The organism is Coleofasciculus sp. F4-SAH-05 (genome assembly GCF_040222985.1).
Classification (GTDB): Bacteria; Cyanobacteriota; Cyanobacteriia; order Cyanobacteriales; family Coleofasciculaceae; genus Coleofasciculus; species Coleofasciculus chthonoplastes.
In genome coordinates, this window is the sequence record NZ_JAVKBY010000284.1 from 1 (window position 1) to 22,701 (window position 22,701).

General features: G+C 45.6%; 18 protein-coding genes and 2 pseudogenes. 10 read left to right on the forward strand and 10 right to left on the reverse strand.

The window, feature by feature from the left end; all coding sequences use genetic code 11:
- Positions 1 to 65 (reverse strand): annotated as a pseudogene (locus tag RIG27_RS34400) (IS607 family transposase); the annotation flags it as partial.
- Positions 66 to 139: 74 nt separating this feature from the next.
- On the opposite strand from RIG27_RS34400, the gene RIG27_RS34405 reads away from it, so the two are divergent.
- From RIG27_RS34405 to lanM, 5 genes and pseudogenes are all read left to right on the forward strand, one after another.
- Positions 140 to 655 (forward strand): cysteine peptidase family C39 domain-containing protein, encoded by a 516-nt coding sequence (locus RIG27_RS34405; RefSeq protein WP_446351509.1) that lies wholly within the window; start codon positions 140 to 142, stop codon positions 653 to 655.
- Positions 656 to 783: 128 nt separating this feature from the next.
- Positions 784 to 1,491 (forward strand): annotated as a pseudogene (locus tag RIG27_RS34410) (ATP-binding cassette domain-containing protein); the annotation flags it as partial.
- A 192-nt stretch (positions 1,492 to 1,683) separates the two neighbouring features.
- Positions 1,684 to 3,927 (forward strand): NHLP bacteriocin export ABC transporter permease/ATPase subunit, encoded by a 2,244-nt coding sequence (locus RIG27_RS34415; RefSeq protein ID WP_446351498.1) that lies wholly within the window; start codon positions 1,684 to 1,686, stop codon positions 3,925 to 3,927.
- 58 nt (positions 3,928 to 3,985) lie between these two features.
- Entirely contained in the window at positions 3,986 to 4,870 is an 885-nt protein-coding gene (locus RIG27_RS34420) for a DUF4135 domain-containing protein (RefSeq protein WP_446351499.1), read from the forward strand.
- Positions 4,849 to 6,930, forward strand: a complete 2,082-nt coding sequence (gene lanM / locus RIG27_RS34425; RefSeq protein ID WP_446351500.1) for a type 2 lanthipeptide synthetase LanM — start codon at positions 4,849 to 4,851, stop codon at positions 6,928 to 6,930. The genes RIG27_RS34420 and lanM overlap by 22 nt, the downstream gene beginning before the upstream one ends.
- Before the next feature lie 549 nt (positions 6,931 to 7,479).
- Here the strand turns inward: lanM and RIG27_RS34430 are convergent.
- From RIG27_RS34430 to RIG27_RS34465, 8 genes are all read right to left on the reverse strand, one after another.
- Positions 7,480 to 7,833, reverse strand: coding sequence for a phenylpyruvate tautomerase MIF-related protein (locus tag RIG27_RS34430; protein WP_446342800.1), 354 nt, complete (start codon positions 7,831 to 7,833; stop codon positions 7,480 to 7,482).
- Between the two features lie 401 nt (positions 7,834 to 8,234).
- Positions 8,235 to 8,717 carry a flavin reductase family protein gene (locus RIG27_RS34435; protein ID WP_446342798.1) on the reverse strand — a complete coding sequence of 161 codons (483 nt, stop codon included), beginning with the start codon at positions 8,715 to 8,717 and terminating at the stop codon, positions 8,235 to 8,237.
- Between the two features lie 124 nt (positions 8,718 to 8,841).
- Positions 8,842 to 9,234, reverse strand: coding sequence for a zf-TFIIB domain-containing protein (locus tag RIG27_RS34440; RefSeq protein ID WP_446351501.1), 393 nt, complete (start codon positions 9,232 to 9,234; stop codon positions 8,842 to 8,844).
- A 543-nt stretch (positions 9,235 to 9,777) separates the two neighbouring features.
- A complete protein-coding gene (gene cobM, locus RIG27_RS34445; protein WP_446351510.1) occupies positions 9,778 to 10,632 on the reverse strand; it encodes a precorrin-4 C(11)-methyltransferase in 855 nt (284 codons plus the stop codon).
- Between the two features lie 534 nt (positions 10,633 to 11,166).
- A complete protein-coding gene (lgt, locus tag RIG27_RS34450; RefSeq protein ID WP_446351511.1) occupies positions 11,167 to 12,045 on the reverse strand; it encodes a prolipoprotein diacylglyceryl transferase in 879 nt (292 codons plus the stop codon).
- 90 nt (positions 12,046 to 12,135) lie between these two features.
- A complete protein-coding gene (locus RIG27_RS34455) occupies positions 12,136 to 12,630 on the reverse strand; it encodes a DUF427 domain-containing protein (RefSeq protein ID WP_446341100.1) in 495 nt (164 codons plus the stop codon).
- 184 nt (positions 12,631 to 12,814) lie between these two features.
- Complete coding sequence (locus RIG27_RS34460) at positions 12,815 to 13,168, reverse strand: circadian clock KaiB family protein (protein ID WP_446351502.1); 354 nt, start codon at positions 13,166 to 13,168, stop codon at positions 12,815 to 12,817.
- A gap of 145 nt (positions 13,169 to 13,313) precedes the next feature.
- Positions 13,314 to 13,517, reverse strand: a complete 204-nt coding sequence (locus tag RIG27_RS34465) for a hypothetical protein (protein ID WP_446351503.1) — start codon at positions 13,515 to 13,517, stop codon at positions 13,314 to 13,316.
- Positions 13,518 to 13,933: 416 nt separating this feature from the next.
- Between RIG27_RS34465 and rlmN the strand changes: the two genes are divergently transcribed.
- Positions 13,934 to 15,013 carry a 23S rRNA (adenine(2503)-C(2))-methyltransferase RlmN gene (gene rlmN, locus RIG27_RS34470; protein WP_446351504.1) on the forward strand — a complete coding sequence of 360 codons (1,080 nt, stop codon included), beginning with the start codon at positions 13,934 to 13,936 and terminating at the stop codon, positions 15,011 to 15,013.
- Positions 15,014 to 15,100: 87 nt separating this feature from the next.
- Entirely contained in the window at positions 15,101 to 15,655 is a 555-nt protein-coding gene (locus tag RIG27_RS34475) for a DUF4334 domain-containing protein (RefSeq protein ID WP_446351505.1), read from the forward strand.
- Between the two features lie 325 nt (positions 15,656 to 15,980).
- Here RIG27_RS34475 and RIG27_RS34480 read toward each other — a convergent pair whose 3' ends face one another.
- Positions 15,981 to 16,424 (reverse strand): SufE family protein, encoded by a 444-nt coding sequence (locus tag RIG27_RS34480; RefSeq protein ID WP_446341096.1) that lies wholly within the window; start codon positions 16,422 to 16,424, stop codon positions 15,981 to 15,983.
- Between the two features lie 301 nt (positions 16,425 to 16,725).
- Here RIG27_RS34480 and RIG27_RS34485 point away from each other — a divergent pair, with 301 nt between their 5' ends.
- The 3 genes from RIG27_RS34485 (at position 16,726) to RIG27_RS34495 (ending at position 22,007) form a co-directional block, all read left to right on the forward strand.
- Complete coding sequence (locus RIG27_RS34485) at positions 16,726 to 19,092, forward strand: putative PEP-binding protein (protein WP_446351506.1); 2,367 nt, start codon at positions 16,726 to 16,728, stop codon at positions 19,090 to 19,092.
- A 19-nt stretch (positions 19,093 to 19,111) separates the two neighbouring features.
- Positions 19,112 to 20,833: an asparagine synthetase B family protein gene (locus RIG27_RS34490; RefSeq protein ID WP_446351507.1), complete on the forward strand. Its 1,722-nt coding sequence runs from the start codon at positions 19,112 to 19,114 to the stop codon at positions 20,831 to 20,833.
- Between the two features lie 214 nt (positions 20,834 to 21,047).
- A complete protein-coding gene (locus RIG27_RS34495) occupies positions 21,048 to 22,007 on the forward strand; it encodes an alpha/beta fold hydrolase (RefSeq protein ID WP_446351508.1) in 960 nt (319 codons plus the stop codon).
- Positions 22,008 to 22,701 lie beyond the last annotated feature (694 nt).

A 22,701-nucleotide genomic window follows, 5' to 3' on the forward strand; every position in this document is an offset into this window, starting at 1 on the left:
CGGTGCAAAGTTTTGACCGTCACACCTAGTAGAGTAGCTGCTTCTTGGGGGGTTAAACTAGACATTGCCTAATTATATCATAGAAAATGTCCAGTTATGTCAATAATTGTCTAGATATTTACGGACTGTTAGTTAACCCCTGGCTCAACTCCGTCAAGACTGTGGGGTGTCTCGGGATGGGAGCAAAGCCTCCCAGATTCTTAAAGCCGCTAGAGGTTATGGATTAGAAGCGAAAGGCTATCAGAAAGGGTTAACAATCTTACCCACCGAGCCTCCTCCCTATATTGTTTTCTGGTGTTTTAATCATTTTCTCGTCGTCGAAGGATTTGACCAACGAAACGTGTATGTAAATGATCCAACCTGCGGGCGGCGGAGACTCTCTCGGACAGAATTTGAGGACGGTTATACAGGGATTGTCCTGGTGATGAAACCGGGAGCCGCTTTTAGTCCAGGGGGAAATAAACTCAATGTCTTCCGTTCCTTATCGGCACGATTAGCGGGTGCGACAGGCGCTTTAGCTTACTGTATCCTGGCTGGCTTTTTCTTAACCTTGATTGGCTTAGTCATTCCAGTTTTTAGTCAAGTTTTTGGGCTCTTCCGGACTTACTATGCCAAACTGTTAGTTAAAACGGCTCCAAATTCAGTTATACCGTGATTTTATGCCTCCACAGTCTAAGTTAACTCGAAATAACGCCCAAAATCCTTGCTAAGCAAGAATTTTGGGCGTATTCTGATGCAATTTAGCATAACAGGTACGGAAGAGCCGGGTTTTTGACCCTCGATCAGATTACCTTTGGTTATAATCCCTTGGAGCCACCGTTAATTGAGAATTTTAATCTTTGCCTTAAGCCGGGGCAACGAGTGGCAATCGTTGGGGCTACAGGGTCGGGAAAATCAACAATTGCTCGATTAGTCAGTGGACTTTATGAACCTTGGACAGGAAAAATTCTGTTTGATGGTCGAGAAAGAGCGGAAATTCCTGATCTGGTTTTGAGCCATTCTCTGGGCATGGTTGAACAAGATCTTGTCTTTTTTGGGGGAACTGTACGGGATAATCTCACTCTCTGGGATAGAACGATTCCCGAAGAAAACATTGTCAGAGCTGGTCAAGATGCGCTAATTGATGATGTTATCCGTTCCCTGCCTGGAGGCTATCAGGCAGAACTGTTGGAAGGGGGAGTAAATTTAAGTGGCGGTCAACGGCAACGGTTAGAAATTGCTCGGGCTTTAGTTAATAATCCGGCTATTCTGATCCTAGATGAAGCGACGAGTTCTCTCGATGCTGAAACCGAAAAACGCATTGATGAAAATTTGCGGCGGCGGGGGTGTACTTGTTTGATTATTGCTCATCGTTTAAGTACTATTCGTGACTGTGATGAAATTATTGTCCTCGACCAAGGAAAGATTGTACAACGGGGGACTCATGCACAACTGCGACAGGTTGAAGGAAGTTATCGGCGGTTGCTTCGTACTGAAGCAGAAATTTTATAAGTAGATGGGACAAGTTAAAGTTAACGGCTATGATCGTCATTCGTCTTATGTCATTCGTCTTATGTCAGGGTTTGAAGAGTGTTTATGTAACTTACTATAGTTGGGTTTATTTCCATCAACTTACTTATTCGCCGGAAAATTTTATCGGATTGGAGAAAAAAGCGAAAACGATATGAGACAGGAAGAGCAACGATGAAAGCACAAGAGCATTTTGAAGGGTTAGACAGACAGGCAGAAGCCAAAGAAGTTGCTCGCTTGCAGGAGCGTCAGACTTTTAATCATCAAGTTATTGAAGAAGCGTTTAGCCATCTGGCTTCTCCCCTGAATCCTGATGCCGCCGAAAGCTGTTTGTCGGGAACAGCGTTATTGATTGCGGCTGGGGCTGTCGGTCATGTTTTGGGAGTAAAAATTAATCCTCCCTTACCGTCAGAAAATGTGCAAAGAATCAAAGAGCCATTGGAAGCGATCGCACGCTCATCTCGGTTACGGATGCGATCCGTAATCCTGCGAGATAATTGGTGGCAACAGGATTGTGGACCATTGGTGGCTTATACCCAACCAGATCATCAACCTGTGGCTTTATTGCCGGTGGAGAAAAACGGCTATGAAATTTTCGACCCAATCGAAAAATCCAGAGAACGGTTAAGTGCCAAGAAAGCGGCTATTTTAGAACCCATAGCTTATCTATTCTATCGACCCTTACCCCATCGGGTCAAAAACCCTTGGACGATGCTGCGGTTTGCCTTCAAAGATCAGACAAGGGAGATACAAACAATTGTATTAACGAGTTTGGCTGTCAGCCTTTTAGGAATGCTGACGCCCCAAGCTATGGCAATTATTATCAATCAGGGGATTCCTGATGGCGATCGCAGTATTCTTTTGCAAGTGGGATTGGGGTTGCTCGTGGCGGCTTTGGGGACTGCTCTATTTCAACTGACTCAAGGATTTGCCATAATCCGCCTAGAAACACGGAGTGATGCTTCTACCCAAGCGGCTCTGTGGGATCAACTGCTAAAATTGCCCGCTTCTTTTTTCCGTCAGTATTCTACTGGGGATCTCACGGCGCGTGTTTCTTCGGTGAGTACGATTCGGCGTCAGTTTGGCGGGCGAACCATTCTGAATTTGAGTACTAGCTTTTTTGGTTTATTTTATTTTGGACAATTATTTTATTATAACGGCAAATTAGCCACGGTTGCAGCTCTGGTGGCAATCATTACTGTGGCAGTCACTAGCACGTTTGGTGTCGTTCTCCTGGGTTATGTACGATCCTTACTTAACCTACAAGGTTATGTTTTTGGACAAACCGTGCAGTTAATCAACGGAATTGCTAAACTCCATGTTGCCGATGCCGAGAATCGAGCCTTTGCCTTCTGGAGTAAGGCTTACAGTCAGCAGGTCAAACTGGAACTCAAGAAGCAACAAATAGAGGACGCCATTGTTGTATTTAATACGATTATGCCGACGCTGAGTTCAGGGGTTTTATTTTGGTTGACCATACAGTTAATCGATAAAGCTCAAACCTCTGGCACTGTCGGACTATCTCTGGGAACGTTTTTGGCGTTTAATCTGGCGTTTGGTAATTTTATTAACAACTCGACGAATCTCAGCAACACAATGACAGAAGCTTTGCAAGCAATTCCTCAATGGAAACGGACTAAACCAATTCTAAACGCCTCGCCTGAAGTTACTGAAAATAAAGTTAATCCGGGTCAACTTTTAGGGGAAATTGAAATTAAACAGGTCAGTTTTCGTTACCGCCTCGATCAGCCTTTGATTCTCGATCAGGTGAGCTTATCGGCGAAACCGGGAGAATTTATTGCTTTGGTGGGGAGTTCAGGAGGCGGAAAATCGACTCTGTTTCGCTTATTGCTGGGTTTTGAAACGCCTGAATCTGGTAATATCTACTATGATCAGCACGATTTATCTAGCCTAGATGTCGAATCCTTGCGTCGGCAGTTGGGCGTGGTGCTACAAAACGGTCAGCTTTTCTCCGCTTCCATTTTTGATAATATTGCCTGCGGTGCTAGAATTAGCTGTGATGAAGCCTGGGAAGCGGCAACTCTTGCGGGTATTGCTGATGATATTGCCGCGATGCCGATGCAATTACATACCGTTATCAGTGAAGGGAGTAGTAATATTTCTGTGGGACAGCGACAACGACTGTTAATTGCGCGGGCTTTGGTTCTAAAACCGAAGATTTTGTTATTTGATGAGGCTACCAGTGCTTTAGATAATCGGACTCAAGATTTAGTTCGCCACAATCTAGAGACATTACAAGTCACTCGCATAGTTATTGCCCATCGCCTGAGTACTATTCGCAATGCGAATCAAATTTATGTTCTGGATAAAGGTCGAATGATTCAACAAGGTAATTTTGATGAACTGGCTGTTCAAAAGGGGCTATTTGCTCAGTTAATGGCTCGACAGACTGCGTAACGTTTCCATAATCATTTTTTAGAAAACAAGACCAATTTAGTCAAGGAAAAGTAAGCTAATGACAGTTACTCTATCTGAACCAACTCCCTACCCTGTCGATTTTTTGTCTATTGTTAATCAAGCTACTTTTATTTGGGAAGCCCTAGAAAAAGAGCCGCAAAACAAAGAAAGTAAACCCTTTGATGACGAGCAAATCGATGAATTTTTAGCTCGGTGGTGTGAAATCGTTGGTCAAGGCAATTGGCAAACTTTTCACAAGCGCTTGCAGTGGAATGGATGGACTCTAGAACAGGTTCGTCAAAGGCTAAAAACATTTTCCGTTGAGCCATCATCTATCCTACCTGGCTGGGCTAATACATTAGCTGAGATTGTGGAAACAGCCCGGATGGTTAGTCAATTAAAAATAGTTCCTAGTCCTCTAACCGTCGAAAATCCTTATCCTTTTGAAGATATTTTACTGCCCCTAATGGCTGTAGCACGAAAGAAATTACTCAAACGACTGGGTTCTCCTCAGTTATCCTGTGAGTATCTACCTCTGTCACGACTTCACGAATCCGCTTATCTGACTCTAGAAGGAGCGTTACTGCAAAACTTGTCTAATTTTACAGCGCCAACACTAGAGTTTGAGTTTTCCCATTCTCGCCCCATGGGAAAGAGTTTACTGAACGTAATTATCCAAAAAGAGCAAGGTGGAAAAAGAAAAATTCAGTATACAACTTTTGTCAATAATTTATTATCCGATGGACTGATAAACTTTTTCGTAAAATATCCGGTCTTGGCTAGACTCGTGACAACGGCTATTGATTTCTGGGTTGAATCTACGGCTGAGTTTTTGGAAAGATTAGAGGCAGACATATTTGAAATATGGCAGGTTTTCTATCCGGGAACAGACTCAAACAATCCATCAATTAGACCCGTGTCATGCACCCGGAAGCGAAAATGATGGAGGAAGTTGTCGATGAAAGTGCCGTGATGACAGCGACTAATCAATTATTTGATTCTGTCCTCCGCACCGGGCTATTGCCCATGTGGGAATTCGGTGTTGATCCTGCCCTTGCCTATGATGTCAGCGCCCTAGGTGGTGTAGAAAAGCAACCGATTCTAGTTCCTATACCGGTTTGGCGTTTTGTCAATACCGATGATATGTGTTTAAGATACGAACAAGTTTACCGAGGGCTACAGGCTAATATTCCTCTGCTACAGGGTAATCCCCTCTCAGCCAACGACTATATTGATGACATTAAAGCAGGTTTCCGATACCTGTATCAGTTTTTTCGCCAAAACCGAGAGAGTTTGTTAGCCGAAGATAGTCCCTTAAAAGCCTTTTGTTCTGAGCCAGTTCGCTTTCTTTTCCGCCCCACGAAAGTTTATAACCGAGTTCTGAAAAAAACACTAACTCCTGACTCTCTTCGTCATGGATTTTTATGGAGCATAGAACTGGACATTTTGAGTCGTCCTTTTCTAAGTATGACCTCCAAACCCCTTGCTTGGCCCGTTTTAGCAGCAGAATTAAAACAGATTACCGACCTAGATGTTCCCTACTTTAGCGCTAGCATTGGCAGTGATGGGTTAGATCTTGGATTTGAGCAAACCATCCCGGAATATTTTGTCGAGTCTTGCTATGAGCAAGTTATCGCTCGCCTACAAAGGCTAAATGAAACCGATTTAGAGCAGCAAGTAGCCATTATCGAGTTAGCCTTCTGTGCTAAAGTGGCACAATTGTTACCCAGGAGTCCAGATCTGCCTCAGGAAAAGCCCTGGAATCAGGATTCTATTGTTGCTTTAGAGGCTCAAGTCTTGCTCACAGAAGCTGAAGCACTTGCCTGTCAAATTGAGCAACGGGCGATTCACGGAACCGATGGCAGTCTGAGCTGGATTAGCTTAACCTTTGTTCCCGGTGCCGAACGATTTCAGGTGATGCCGATTGGTAATAGTTTCTATGATGGAAATTGTGGCATCGCCTTATTTTTCGCGGCTTTGGCTAAGATTACGGGGAAGGCGCATTATCGAGATTTGTCTTTGGGGAGCATTCAAACTCTACAGCATTGGATGGGAACAACGAATCCGAAACAGATGCAGAAAAATGCACTAGAAATCGGCATTGGTGGCGGAACGGGACTCGGTTCGATTGTGTATTGTCTGGTTAAACTGGGGGAGTGGTTAGATTTACCTGAATGGATAAAACAAGCCCAAGGAATCAGCCGTCTGATCACACCGGATCTGATTCGGCTTGATAGCAAGTATGAAGTGTTGTGGGGAACTGCCGGAGCCATTTTAGGATTACTGGCGCTGTATCGAAAAACCAACGACACCGAGGTGTTAGCCACGATTCATTGTTGTGGTCAGCATTTATTATCCTATTGTCAGCGAGCCTATGAGCAGAAAATTGCTACGCCTAAGCCCTTGACAGGATTTTCCCATGGTGCGGCGGGTATTGCTTATGCCCTGCTACGACTCTATGCCATGACTCAAGAGGGTGTTTATTTAGAAGCGGCTAGAGCGGCGATCGCTTATGAGGACAGCTTCTTTTATCCAGCAGTGGGCAACTGGCGGGAAATTATTCCTGCGGATGATCCCTCTGCCCCTCCTGCGTTTTGGTCTACTTGGTGTCATGGAGCACCTGGCATCAGCTTGGGACGTTTGGGAGGATTGGTGATCGATAGCAGTGAGTCAACCTTCAAAAATGTGGATGCCGCCCTACAGACGACCCTGAATACAGGTTTACAAAATATTGATCATCTCTGTTGTGGTAATATGGGACGATGCGAAGTGATGCTCGTTGCCGCCCAAAAGCTCGATCAATCCTACTGGTCTCAAGCGGCTCAAAAACTTGCCACGCAAGTTGTCCAAAGAGCCAAGCCAAGGGGATATTACCAACTATTTGATAATATGTCTAATAGTGTTTTTAGCCCTTGTTTTTTTCAAGGCGCATCTGGGATTGGCTATCAGCTATTACGGTTAGCTTTTCCCAATCGTTTACCCTCCGTCCTACTTTGGGAATAAATTATCCAGAATGCGAATCTTTTGTCAGAATATCTGAAACATCTCAAACAAAACCCAACGAAACTCGAAGCTACAATATTGTAGAGACGTTCGCTGCCAATACGGCACGGTAGAGATCCCCCCAAACCCCCGTGCAACAGAATCTGTTGTATCCTCTGTCGGACTCCCTCCCAAGGGCGAACGAGGGAGACGCGAGGGGGAGATCAAAGGCTCACAAGGGTAGGTTTTTTCAGATTGGGGTTCAGATGAGACAAGGAAGATGTTCAACGAAAAACAGGGCTTTTCAGTAGAGACGTTGCATGCAACGTCTCTACTTGACCGAACAAGATTTTGTACGGTTTTCCCTCCTTGTCCTCTTGTCAACCTTGTTTTCCAAGTATAGCCCCAACCCCACAGTAAAAAACCTACACCTGTCAGGGGGCTTACTTTTGGTTCAGGTTAACGAGAGTGGGTTGGGTTGATTCCTGTCCCCAACAAGCACGGGTTAGCTTGGATATTATCTGCTATCCCTGAAAACAGCAAAGGCTCGATCAGGATAAAACCAATTCCTCAACCAAAGGTTGTACCGTTCCACCCCCACATACTACCCTTGGCATCAGCGAATTCAATATAAATTCGCTTAATCGGCACACCTAGCTTTTCACTAATCACCTGGCAAAAGTCTTGACTCATTGCTTGAGTTTGGGCTGGATTCATCGTGCCAATATTTTTGACTTCCATGTAGCAGGTTGGCTCAACCGTACCACCGAAGGTCATCGATACACTATCTTCAAATGCCGTCATCACGTATGATTCCGGCTTGCCGACATGCTGGGCTAGCTTACCAGACAGAATTTTCAGCAAACCTTCAACCAGGGTAGGTTCTAGATTACTGACAGAGGATTGAACTTTAATCAGAGGCATAGGCTTACTTTTTCAATTTCAATTTTAGGACTTAGGCAAAGGCTCTATCGGTAGGGTGTGTTAGCGTAGTGTAACGCACCTTAACCAATATATATGGTGTGGCTGCGTAAGTCCTGAATTTACGCGATCGGTGGGCAAGAGTAACAAACGAGAATAGAAGGGTGTTTGGGTTTATATACTGTTTGCGGTCACAAACTGAGCTTTTATCATGCAGAGCGTAACGGAGTCTAGCTCGCTCATCTTGTCAGATTCTTCACTCCGCTATCGCTCCGTTCAGAATGACAAACTCTAACCGGGCTAAGTATAATTCTTGCCCACCCTACATCAAATTGGCTTACCCTTGACGGCTACCCTATCCGAGTTAGCACGATTTGAGCTGGGCAGAAACTGGGGTTCAGTCTCTAGCCACCATATTGCCAACCAGTGCTTTCGAGTAAAAGTGGTTCTCCTTCCCGATGAATACCTGCGGCAATCACTTCACCCACATAAACACTGTGATCTCCCTTTTCCACCGAATCGATTACTTTACATTCGATGTAACCGAGAGAATCAGAAATGATTGGACAGCCTGTGGCTTCTCCTTCATAAAAATCCACATCCGCGAACTTATTCCCAACCCGGCTTTGGGGTTTAAAGAATTTCGCCGCCATGTCTTTTTGTCCACGTTCTAGGAAGCTGATGCTGAACACACCATTTTTTTTCAGCATTTCGTGAGAACCTGTCTCTCTCTTAATACAATTAACCACCAGTGGCGGTTCAAACGAAGACTGCATCAGCCAACTTACGGTGAAACCGTTTAAGTTATCATCATCTTTGACGCCGCAGATATACAGACCATGCGGAATCTTACGCAGCATCGTTTTTTTCGCTCGTTCGTCTAGCAAGGCATCCTCTCCCTAGTTGCACAGATATGGCATTCAGTTTACCAAGAGGTAGGGGGTTTTGGGTGCGAGCGATACTAATGTAGAGACGTAGCATGCTACGTCTGGGAGCAAAGGGAGCGATAAGCTAATGAGAACGCCAGGGTTTGCGAACTCGACCTAAAATCCCTTTGCGTGAGAAATTCTGCTTAAACTGCTTAAATTCACCCGCATCTAACCAGATGCCGTGACACTGGGGACATTTTTCATACCAGATACTATATCGATCAATGTCAATCATGCGAAACATCTTTGCACCACAGCGAGGACAGTACACATCCTTATCCACTTCATCAAAGTGATGTCCTGTTTCTGGATCTCCAATGTCCAAACTCTCAGAATCTTTAATCCGCTTGAGTTTTTCAGCTTCTAGAGAATCAAACCAAATCCCTTTGCAGTTACAGCAGCGATCGACTTCTATGCCACCATGGGTGATAGACTCTAATTTGGCATCACATTTAGGACAAACGGTTGGCTTCATCAGGAAATGGGGAACAGGGAACAGGCAATATCATCACTATACTCACAGGGAATTTTAACGCCATCGTTAGCCTGTTGGGTTTCGCCTACGCTCTACCCAGCCTAGTCGGGTTGGTTTAGCTTTCTTAGCCGGAAGCCCCACACCATACCTGAGTGCAGGTTGGTGTTGGGATGGATAGGCGGTCAATACAGCTTGAATATACTACCTTAGTAATATACAGGTTAATCAAATAAAGCTAATCGCTTCCTGTATATTGAACCAAGACAACCTGGCATAGCGGGTTCCGTCCAGAAACAGGCTACACGTAGTCGCATCTGTGGACGGGTAAAATTCCCGCAGCTACATTGGTGTTGAACATTTTTGTATTGTTCCGGCGCGGTGGGGCATCCCGTGCCGTTAATAAAGCTCAGTTAATGTCCCGTCCCAATAGGTGGAGTCACTGAGAAGCCCACATCATAATCTTTTTGATTTGATGTGGGAGTATGTCACTCAAGTTAGCGACGGGAGCTGTCAAGGATGTCTCCCTCTGCTCCCCCAGCTTCCCTATCTCCCCTCGCGGCGAAAGAGGTGGGAGTGTTCTGGATGATAGAGGCGGGAACGTGTCGCTGTCTTATTATCTTGGCTCGATATTTTCTCTGGTAAAGACCAAGGTGTTCTCAAGGCGGGGCTAATTATATAAAGTGTTGTCCGAATTAGATTTTCCTGGTGAGTTAGTGCTGCCATTTCTTCTAATGGGACAAGCCACATTTTTTCATCTGACCAACTAATCCGGAAACAGACAGCAACCGGGGTATTTGCTGGATAATGTTGCATCAGTTTGGCTTGGGCGGCTTCTACATGACGAGCGCTGAGATAAAGACAAAGACTGGCTTGATGCGCGGCTAAGGATGCTAATTCTTCCGACTCAGGTACGGCTGAGGCTCGACCACTAATGCGCGTCAGGATAATGGTTTGTACCACGTCCGGCACAGTGAGTTCAACCCCTAGTTTAGCTGCTGCCGCTTGGTAAGCACTAATGCCAGGAATCACTTCAAAGGGAATTTCTGCCTCGGTAAGGGCTTGCATTTGCTCGTGAATGGCGCTGTATAGACTCAAATCACCTGAATGCAAACGAACCACAGATTTGTGCGATCGCACTCGTTCAATCATCAGGGGTAAGATGTCTTCTAGGGTTTTATTCCCAGTTCGGATAATTTCTGCATCAGGACGGGTTTCCTGCAAAATTTGTGATGGCACTAAGGAGTCGGCAAATAAAATAACATCTGCTTTTTGCAGGATTTTCAACGCTTTAACGGTTAATAACTCCGGATCTCCAGGTCCAGCACCAATAATGTAGACGGCTGGGGCTAGAGAAGGGAGAGAGCTTTGAAGTTGAGTAGAGTCAGAACTTTGATACATATAAATTTCCGGATCAGGTTCATAGGGATAGGAAGAAAGAAATGGTAGATGCACCCTGATTTAGTCCTAGAGATTTTTTCTCTGGGGCTTTTGTTATTTTTAGACGACTTTTCCGGATCAGGTTCATAGGGATAAGAAGAAAGAAATGGTAGATGCACCCTGATTTAGTCCTAGAGATTTTTTCTCTGGGGCTTTTGTTATTTTTAGACGACTTTCCCGGATCAGGTTCATAGGGATAAGAAGAAAGAAATGGTAGATGCACCCTGATTTAGTCCTAGAGATTTTTTCTCTGGGGCTTTTGTTATTGCCTACCTCACGGTATCTTGGAGTTTGTGAAGAGTGCGGCACATCTCAGTTTAAACTTGTAGATGGTATTCTAGCGTTAAATTGACACCAATGAACCTTGTAAGTAGGTTGGTGGAAATAAACTTAACTAGATTAAGTTATGTAAACAAGTTTCAAACCCTTACTGTTCCCTGTTCCCTGTTCCCTGTTCCCTAATCTCCACCGCTAACTTTAATGTCCACCTACTTACTACTCAGAGACTGTATCCCATTGCTGATTTTCCGGTGGTACAACATCCGGGAGAGGACGACGGAACCAGTAGAGCCATGCTAAACCTGCCAATCCCAAGAGAATTGACACTAAACTGACAATTTGAGCAATGCGTAAAGGTCCTACCATCAGGCTATCCGTCCGTAATCCTTCAATCCAAATTCGACCTGCACTATAACCCACCAGATAAATTAGCGCCAATGTACCAACTTTCAGGTGCGGTTTTCGTTTCAAATCCCGAAAGAATAAGGTTATCAGTACCGCAAAAATCAATAAATTACACAGCGACTCATAAAGAAACGTGGGATGGAAATATTGATAATTTATGTACGCTGGAGGGCGATGTTGGGGCGGAATATACAGTTTCCACGGTAAATTTGTGGGACTGCCAAAGGCTTCTGAATTAAAGAAATTACCCCAACGTCCAATAGCTTGCCCCAAAATCAGCGAAGGAACAACCAAATCAGCTAATAACCAAACCGATAGTTTCTGAATCCGGGCAAAAATGATTGTGGCGACAAGTCCACCCAAAATAGCACCGTGAATCGCGATACCCCCTTTCCAAATCGCAATAATATCTTCCGGGCGTTGGGCGTATTGTTGCCATTGAAACAAGACATAGTAAAGTCTGGCACAGGGAATTGCCCCAATCACCAACCAGATTGCCAAATCTGCGATCGCGTTTGGATCAACGTTACGGCGCTTGGCTAAATATTGGGATAAACTGACTCCAATTAATACGGCTGAAGCAATTAATAAACCGTACCACCGGATAGTCAGTGGTCCTAGCTTCACCAGAATCGGTCCTGGAGAGGCAAATTGAAACGCCAGGATCAGGGAAGGTATGGCTTGCAGCATTTGGGTATAGCGGAGATTAAAAATGGTCAACGTTACTCGCGAGAATCTCCGACTTCCGTGAACAAGTCGGAGAGGGATAGCGGATGAACTCTACCATCCCATTGTTCCGGGTTCACCCTTGAATGGTCCAACAATATCCTTGGTGATCCATCCCCCGTAGAAGTCCCCCGGCTGGGATTGGACTAACTCATCATCGACATAACAGGCGTCTATTTTACTGGCATAAAAGCTAACATGGTCTTTAATCGAAGCAAACTCTGGAGTTGGCTGAGGATAGTACCAGGCGGCATTGGCAGCCCGCTTGTCACCCACCACAACGTCGGCATACCCAGCCATTCCCTTCCATTCGCAAAAACTTTTACGCCCTGTCTTCGGAAGGTGTTCTAGCTTGATGTCTTCTGGCGGGATGTAATAGGAGGGAGGATGGCTGGTTTCCAATACCCGTTTTGCCCGTCGGGTATCTGCGATCGCGATCCCGTTAAAGATGACCCGAATATGCTTTGTTGTCTCCTCTAGGCGAGGAGGACGTGGGTAATCCCAGACAGATTCTTGACCAGGTTCAGGGGTAATACGATTGGGTTTCACGGTTTAGCTGTTTTCTCTAATGAGACGGCAGATTAGATGCGGTAGGTCTATGTATGTTTTGATAATGTTACCAGTTTCTGGGAAAATTTTCTAATCAATGCTCAACCTCATCAATTCTGATCAGTTTTATACTCACTCAATCAATCAATTAATCGACTCCTGGTGTTAAAAATCTGTTTATTGATCAAATACTCAAGCAAATCTTAACCTTTTCCTTATCTGTCATATCCCCAATTAAACGCTGTAAAGGAGGAGGAAGTTCTTTGATCAGAGTTGGTACAGCAAAAATTTGCTCTTTTTCTAAACGTTCTGGATTCTCGTAAATGTCGATTATTTCTAGTTTATAACGCCCTTTCAGGTGTTCTTCACAGATGCTTTTTATATTTTTAACAGCTTGAATTGACTTGAAGTTATTATGGGCAATATACAAACGAAAAACGTAGGTTTCTACTTCCAAATTTTCAAGGGAATCGAAACTTAATTGAGAGTCTTCGAGGAACTCCGGCGAATTCTCCTGTTTTTTTTCAAAATCATTCATTACGATTCTGTTTTGCCTCCCTATACCTATGATAGTAATCTAGTCATTGTACCGTGACTTCCTCGAAAACTGCTCCGCTACAGTATTCACTATTTTTTATTACGCATTACATATTACTATATTGTTTATTATTCTCACGTCTCCTCTAGGGAATCAGAATGTGCGTTTTAAAGAAATCAACCAGACGCATCATAAAGGATTTGATTTGCATGTAGTTACCAATATCCGTCAAATTCGATATCGGGTCGATGATAACCACGGTGGTTTTAAATTCATTAATAAAACGATAAATTTTGACTAAATGCATCTCTAACCCATAAAAAGTGGGACGCATCGCTTGAATTTTCAACAAACCCTTGTGTCTTGTTTTGGTGTGTCTTTGTCATTTGTCATACTAGAAGAGCGCGAGAAGCAAGCTACGTTTATCTAAGGGGTTGAGGAATAGTTACAGGACTTGTCGGAAGTTGGGTTTATCTCTATTAACCTACTTGGAGAGAATTTGGCGATTTTAATTGACTCCATTCATTCTCTCGGTTGATTCGTTCTTCATGTAGACCTCGTAGGTCTTAGGCTGGTCAGGTGTGGGCTTGAAAAGCCCCCGCCTTTAGGCGTGGGGTTCCTGACTTTATATATACAGTTTCCTACCCCAACTCTCACTGAGGCGGTAGAATTAGATCTGGACTCGACTGCCTCAATCTCACCTCTAGTCCCGCTAATCGTCTTGACAAAAGCAACAATCTGTGAAAATAAAGAATCATCAGACTTATGGCTTACTCCGTCACCCCGTCCTCTCATTCTCCTGTCTCTCCAGAAAATAGTCAGCTAAATGGAATCAAAACACCGCTATTAGGGGCAAGTTTGGCTGAGTTAACCCAGTGGGTAGAACAGCAAGGACAACCTGCCTATCGGGGACGCCAGCTTCATAACTGGATTTATCAACAAGGGGCGCGACGCCTTAGTGAGATTTCAGTCTTTTCCAAGTCATGGCGGCAAGCCTTAGTTGATGTCCCCATTGGTCGCTCTACTCTACATTATCGCTCTCAGGCTCCCGATCGCACGGTCAAATATTTGCTGCGGTTGGCAGATGGTAATATTATCGAAACCGTCGGGATTCCCACCGCTAATCGGTTAACGGTTTGCGTCTCCTCCCAAGTCGGTTGTCCCATGGCGTGTGACTTTTGTGCGACGGGCAAAGGCGGATTTACCCGGAATCTCCAACCTCATGAGATTGTTGATCAAGTTTTGACGGTTCAGGAGGATTTTGGGCAACGGGTGAGTAATGTTGTATTTATGGGCATGGGAGAACCTTTACTGAATTTGGAGGCGGTTCTGGCGGCTGTGCGTTCCCTCAATCAGGATATTGGCATTGGTATGCGATCGCTGACAATCTCCACCGTAGGCATTCGCGATCGCATCCGTCAACTAGCAGAACATAAACTGCAATTGACATTTGCGGTTAGTCTCCACGCTTCTAATCAGCAACTACGCGAACAACTGATTCCCAGTGCCAAACTCTATCCGTTAGCTGATTTACTACAGGAATGTCGGGATTATGTCAAGATAACTGGACGCCGAGTTACCTTTGAATATATCCTATTGGCAGGACTCAATGACCAACCTGAACATGGAATAGAATTAGCTCAACACCTACGTGGATTTCAGAGTCACGTTAATTTGATTCCCTACAATCCGATTAGCGAAGTGGATTATCAGCGTCCTAGCCCCCGTAGGATTCAAGCCTTTGTTGAGACATTAAAACAGCATAACATTGCCGTCAGTGTGCGTCGTTCTCGCGGTTTAGAAAAAGACGCCGCCTGTGGACAATTAAGGGCTTCGACAGTTTGAGCAAAGAAAGGTAGAAGGCAGAGGATTGAAACTGTTCCCTGTTCCCTCCCCTCACCACAAGACTTATTCAACACCCTCTATGAAAACATGCAAACAGTAGAAAGCTGCCAATCGATTCTGAACGCAGGGAAAACGACAACCGAAACAGCGTTACAATTATTTGACGCTCTCGAACCCGTGGATTTAGACTTTATGATGGGTCGTTGGCAAGGCGGGGGACTTCATACTGATCACTATCTGGATGGCTTCTTAGAAACATTGAATTGGTATGGAAAAGAATTTGTTGATCCTGAGACAGTTCACCCATTGTTATTTTTAGATAGCCAGGGAAAAATTTTTAAGGTTGCGCCCAATCCCACAGCAATTAACGTACTTTTTAATTTGCCAATTCTCAAAAATGACTCTCTGAAACCTTGGCTAAGGTTGACGAATTCCTTGCTGCAACCCTTTGTGAACACAGAAGAAAGCCAAGCCCGACTCCGAATGATGGACTATCGCGGAAAAGTCAGTGCCACGATGATCTATGATCATTTGCCAATTAATGACTCATTTCGCCAAGTAGATGAGAATACTGTGTTAGGAATTATGGATTTGAAACACTCACCCCAACCGTTCTTTTTTGTTCTCAAACGTAGGTTTTAAGCTGTGTCTATTTACTCCTCGACATTTCCCCCTCATCCCCTAACCCCTTCTCCCTCCGTGGGGAGAAGGGGAACCCTCACCCCCATCCCCTCTCCCCGGGCGTGGGAGAGGGGCTGGGGGAGAGGGGTTGAGCTTAAGTTGACACCAATGACAGACGTGCGCCCGATTCAATGGTAAAATCTGTTCCACCATTTTAGCTGTGCCACGCCAGTAGGTTCTTACTTTTTACGGGATCGGGAAAACCTCTCTTCTACAAGGAGAGAGACTTTGAATTCTCCCCCAGCTTCAAGAGCTCCCCCTCACCACAGCACTTATTCAGCAACCCCTAACTAGGATTCGTTGCTAGTTTAAATCCCAGGGCTTTTTTCTTCATCGTCTGGAAAATATTGTAGAAACCATTGGCACGAGAGGGAGTTAAGCTGACATTTAACCCAGTTTCTTGGATAAACTCTGGAGACACGTCCACAATTTCCTCTGGGGGGAGTCCATTTAACCCTTCAATTAGCAGCGCCACTAGCCCTTTAACTAACTGGGCATCTGAATCCCCTTGATACCATACCTTTCCGTCTTCGAGGTTGGCAGTGATGTAAACCTGGGAAACGCAGCCTTGGACTTTATTTTCCGGTGTTTTGTCCGCTTCTGGCATATCCTGAAGCTTCTTGGCATACCAGAGAAGCTGTTCATACCGTTGTTTAGGATTCGTCCGTCGCTTAAATCGCTGCACAATTTTGGCGAGGGAATCGGGTAGAGGGGTTGAGGTTGATGACATACCCAGTATTCAAGACCTACTGTTCACATTTATCCTAACAAGACTTATGTGATTATACTCATACAACACATAAAACAGAAGTCAATCCTTAGTCAGGGCGGGTTTAGTTACATCTGGGTGAGGTCAAAAACGATAGTAGTGAAACCCGCCCCTACTTGGTTAGGGCGGGTTTTGCCTAAACGTTATCATCAACAGCGACAAGAGATTCCCTAAACCCGCCCCTACACACTCAACACTGTTAGCTAATCGAGTTTTCGTTATTCTAGATCACTTAACCGCGAGTGGTATTCCAAAGCAAATTGTGGACAATCTCTACTGGCTGGATCAGATTAAACCGTCACAACGTTCCCTGGTGGGAGAGAAAGCCTTTGGCTTAAGTCAACTTGGGCAACAAGGTTATCCAGCTATTCCCGGCTTTGTGATTCCAGCGATCGCGTTTTGGCAAGTCATCGCTGATTTAAGTCAATCTGAACCGTTGTTAGCCGATTTACCGCAGTCCTCGTTGTACGTGAATGTTGATAATCCCCGTCAGTTGCAACAGGTTGCTCAACATATTCGCCAAGTGATTACCTCCGCCACTGTACCAGAAGGTTGGCGATCGCAGATTCTGGATGCAGCCGCAACTCTAGACGCTCCCGCCCTGATTTTACAGCCTTCTGTGTCATTTCCTGAGGTGCGATCGCTCCTGCCGATGTCTACTCATCCGGTTAACCACGAGGATTGGGCAGAGTTTGCGCCAAGTCCAGAACTTTTGGCATCTCATTATTGCCGCAAACAGCCGGATGCTCTGATCCAGACTTTAAAGCAGGTGTGGGCAGAACTGTTTCGAGCCAAAAGCTTATTTTACTGGCAACGGGTTGGCATGGGACTAGATCAAATTAATTTAGCGGTTCTGGTACAACCGATCTATGACACTTTAGCCTCTGGCGTTCTTCAGGCGACATCTGATTTCTGTCAGATCCAAGCCACCTGGGGACTAGGGATAGCGATTACTCAGGGTAAAGTCTTACCGGATACCTATCAAATCGCGATTCCCACCCATCAACTTTTGCGAAGTCAACCAGGAAATAAAACCCTCGCCTATCGGCTGAACCCGGAACCGACAGGAAATGCCGTGCAAGCTTATCCCCTCAATCAAGGAGAACAGCAGCAGTCTGTTTTGGACGATAAGGCTTGGCAACAGATTATGGCGTTATCCAGAAAACTGCAAACCCAATTCAATCCCCCCTTTTCTTTTGACTGGACTCTTTGTAAAATTCCCAACACGACAGAACCTCAGCTATACGTGACTCAATTTCGCCCTCAGTCTGCTTCTTCTGCTGAATCATTCCCATCCCCACCTCAGTCACTGCGAGGATTATCGGCGGCGTCTGGACAAGTAACAGCCGTGGCGCAAGTGATGGTTGGGGAGGAGCAAAATTGGCAGGCTATTCCCCCAGATCGAATTTTAGTGACTCAAACGATTGCTCCCGATTGGCTACCTATATTAAGACAAGCCGCAGGGGTGGTGACGGAACAGGGGGGAATGACGTCTCATGCGGCAATTGTGGCGAGGGAATTGGGGATTCCGGCGGTGGTTAATGTCCCTGGGATTACCCAATTGGTACAAACGGGGGAGGTACTGTTGGTGGATGGCGATCGCGGCGAAATTCAACGTTTAGCCCGGGATGGAGAAGCCGTAGATGTCGCTATTGAGCAGCGGGAAACCCTTGCCGATGCCCCATCACCGAGGCAGTCTAACCGATTTCCGATCGCGACTCAATTGTTGGTGAATCTCAGCCAAACCCAATCTCTGGAACGAATTCGGGATTTACCCATTGATGGGATTGGCTTATTGCGATCGGAATTGATGATTTTGGACGTATTGGATAATCAACCCCCCCAGGAATGGTTGCGACAGGGGCGGAAACAGGAGTTAATCACCCGCCTTGCCCAATTGATCATGCAGTTTGCGGCGGCGTTGATGCCACGACCTGTATTTTATCGTTCCCTGGATTGGGGTGAAGCGGAATTGATCCATGGGGATACGTCGAATGTGAACGGTTCAACCTTATCGGTGGTGAATGCGATGTTGGGGCGGCGGGGGACTTATCGCTATTTACATGATCCGACGAGTTTTGATTTGGAACTGGCGGCGTTACATCAACTTTATGCTCAGGGGTATAGTAATGTTCAGTTAATGTTGCCGTTTGTGCGGACGGTTGAAGAGTTTGCTTTTTGTCGCCGTCGGGTGGAACAAGCTGGATTAATGGATAATCCTCATTTTCAACTTTGGATTATGGCAGAAGTGCCATCGGTACTGTTTTTACTGCCGGATTATGTGAAAGCGGGGGTGCAGGGAATCTCGATTGGTACGAATGATCTGACGCAATTGTTATTAGCCGCCGATCGCAATTTGGGGAAGTTAGGTTCAACTTTAGATGGACGCCATCCCGCCGTCATGGGAGCGATTAAGCAATTGATCGATATGGCAAAGGTGGCGGGGATTCCTTGTGCAATATGTGGTCAAGCCCCAGCCCAGTATCCGGAAGTAGTGGAATCCTTGGTGGAATGGGGGATTCAGTCTATTTCTGTGGATGTGAATGATGTGGAAGCGACTTATTATGCGATCGCTCGCGCAGAACAACGGTTACTTTTAGATGCTGCACGGCGCTCATTAGAAGGGTGAGGATTCAATTGGATAAGATATGAGATGGTTATTGTCCCGATTAAATGATCAACAGGTTAGGGAAGCCATTCCCTCGGTTCACCCAGGTTGGTTGTTAGCCTGGGGGCAATTTCGCGCTGAACCCCCTGATTGTACGTTCTTGATTCCTAACCAGTTAGCGGTAACTCAGATTCAACCCGCTTTTAGTCCCCAAGGAGATTATGGGGTGGTGGGGGATATTTGGTTAAATAATTCTGCCAGATTATTGCAACAGGTGGGAATTGAACCTGGGGATTGGCGGGGAACCGATCAAGGGTTGGTGGCGCTGCTGTGGGAACGCTGGGGACAAGATTGTTTAGAGTATCTGGAAGGGGTATTTGGACTAGCGATTTGGCATCAACCGAGTCAGAAGTTGTGGTTGGTGCGCGATCGCGTCGGCGGTCGGACGTTATATTATACGACTGTGGGTTCCTCTTGCTGGATTGCGCCTCGGTTGAGAACCCTGCGCCCCCACCATTCAGCCGACTTGGATTTAGTGGCGTTGCGGGATTATTTATGTTGTGCTTTTGTCCCTGGAGAACGCACGCTTTGGCAACAGGTACGGGAATTGCGCCCGGGTACGGTGTTGCAGTTACCTGATGGACAACCAGAACCTTACTGGCAACCGCAAGAGCAAATTACCCATCCTCAGCAAAGTTTATCATGGCACGCTCAGCAGTTGCGATCGCGCCTCGATCAGGTGGTTCAAGAGTACTTACCCATCAATGAACCGGTGGGGGTTTATTTATCGGGGGGATTGGATTCCAGTTGCATCACCGCACTCACGGCTAAATTTCATTCACATCCCGTTCATACCTACTCGATTCATTTTGGCGCAGATTGTCCCAATGAATTAGAATTTTCCAATTTAGTTGCCCACCATTGCCACACGCAACACCATATCTTAGAAATTACCCCAGAACAGATGTGGCAGCAATTACCGATAACCATGGCACAGTTGGATGATCCGATTGGTGATCCGTTAACAGTTCCCAATTATTTGTTAGCGCAACTGGCAAAGGAAACGGTTAAAGTTATTCTCAATGGCGAAGGGGGAGATCCCTGTTTTGGTGGACCGAAAAATCAGCCCATGTTACTCAAGCAGTTATATGGTTCTCCGGAAAATAATCCTAATTTAGTAGCGGCTTATTTGAACTCCTTTAAAAAATGCGCTCCAGATTTGCCGAGGTTGTTTCAAGCTGAAATATGGGACGCCGTTAAATCTGTGCCATCTGTCTTTGCCGCGGATCTGTTTTCATCGGCGCAGTATTTGAATCGGTTAATGGGACTGAATATTAAATTTAAAGGTGCGGATCATATTTTAACCAAGGTGAATAATCTGACTCGTGCCGCTGGATTAGATGGGCGTTCTCCCTTATTTGACCAGCGAATTGTGCAAATGGCAATGGAAATGCCGCCGGACTATAAACTCGCAGGTAATCAGGAGAAAGCCGTTCTCAAGCAAGCGGTTGCGGATATCTTACCCGTGGCAATTATTCAGCGTCAAAAAAGCGGAATGATGGTGCCAGTGCAGTTTTGGTTTCGCTACTATTGGCAACGGCAAACTAAGGCATTGTTGTTGTCGAAAAAATCTGCGATCGCGCCTTATTTAAATCAGTCAGTAATTCGCGATTGGATTGAGTATCGTGGAGATACCTGGAGGCGGTATGGAGTTAAACTTTGGTTACTTGTTAGTTTGGAATATTGGCTTAAGGGTAATTGAATTGTCATTTATCATAGTTCGATATAAAATTGCAAAATAATCGCATCCCATCTCATCCTTTATCTTCCCGACACCCTACCCCCGACACCCCACACCCTGCCTACCCTTCATGTCCTTTGTCACCCCTTCAGGTACCATCGGGAAAAACTTCGCAGAATCTGGCTCAATCCCGGTATCATAGATCAAAATACTTAAACAATCTTCATAAAGCGCCGTGATTACCCAACCGCGAATCCAGAACCACCCATTAGAAAAACACATTTGGACTTGGCAAGGTCACTCAATTCAATACACCGTCAGGGGAACAGGTCAACCCTTGTTATTGATTCACGGCTTTGGTGCATCCATTGGACATTGGCGCAAGAATATCCCGGTGTTAGCGGATGCAGGATATCGGGTGTTTGCGATTGATCTGTTAGGATTCGGCGGATCAGATAAACCCGCCTTAGACTACAGCTTAGAGGTATGGCAGGAACAGATCAAAGACTTCTGGGACGCCCATATTAACGAACCAACGGTATTTATTGGCAACTCGATTGGGGCGTTATTGAGTTTAATGGTAGTTACCCAAGACCCAGATATCGCCGTTGGTGGTATTTTAATTAACTGTGCAGGGGGACTAAATCACCGTCCCGATGAGTTAAATTTACCCTTACGGCTGGTGATGGGAACCTTTACCAAATTGGTCAGTTCTAAAACCGTTGGTCCATTTTTATTTAACCGCATTCGCCAAAAAAACCGCATTCGCAACACCCTGCGTCAGGTTTACTGTGACCCCCAAGCGATTACAGAAGAATTAGTCGATTTACTCTACCAGCCCTCCTGTGAGCCGGGTGCCCAACAGGTATTTGCTTCAGTATTGACGGGTCCAGCCGGTCCTGCACCTAGGGAATTATTACCCAAATTAAACCGTCCTCTATTAGTTCTTTGGGGCGAAAATGACCCTTGGACACCAATTAATGGGGCGGCGATTTACCAGCAGCAGCGCCAGATGGAGAAAGATGTCGAGTTTTTTGCCATCCCCCAAGCGGGTCATTGTCCTCACGATGAGAAACCAGACATGGTTAATTCCTTAATTCTCGATTGGCTGAGTCAGCAATATAGCGGAACTAATCGCCCCTGTGCCAATGTTGTGTTAGATATTACCAATACCCGACAGGGGGCGACCCGGTAACATTAAGGGTTGGGTGATGTTAATTGAATGAGGCGGTTCACCCCTACGAGAACACCAAAGGTTTCGGGCTTAGCGTCGTGATTGTCAGGATGATTGGGATTATCACAGTTGTAGGGGCGAGTCGCTGCATCAATTTTCGGTGTCAGAATTAACCTATATCGACTCGCCCTTTTCTCAATTCGGTGTCAGATTATCGATACCGGGCGGGGGGCGACCCGATACCATTAAGGGTTAGGTGGTGTTAATTGAATCCGGCTATTGCCCCTACCATTGTTGTTGTGTACCCGGTGTTAGATTATTCCCCATACCTGACGGAGGGCGACCCGATAAAATTAAAGGTTAGGTGATGTTAATTGAATCCGGCTATTGCCCCTACCATTGTTTTTATGGATGCGATGTCCGATAATTCCCCATACCTGACGGAGGGCGACCCGATTATATTAAAGGTTGGGTGATGTTAATTGAATGCGGCGGGTTACGAGAACACCAAAGGTTTAGGGTTTAGCGTCGTGATTATCAGGATGATTGGGATTGTCGGAATAATAACGGTTGTAGGGGCGAGTCGCTGCATCAATTTTCGGTGTGAGAATTAACCTGTATCGACTCGCCCTTGTCTAAATGTTGTGTTAGACATTACCAATACCGGGCGGAGGGCGACCCGATAAAATTAAAGGTTGGGTGGTGTTAATTGAAT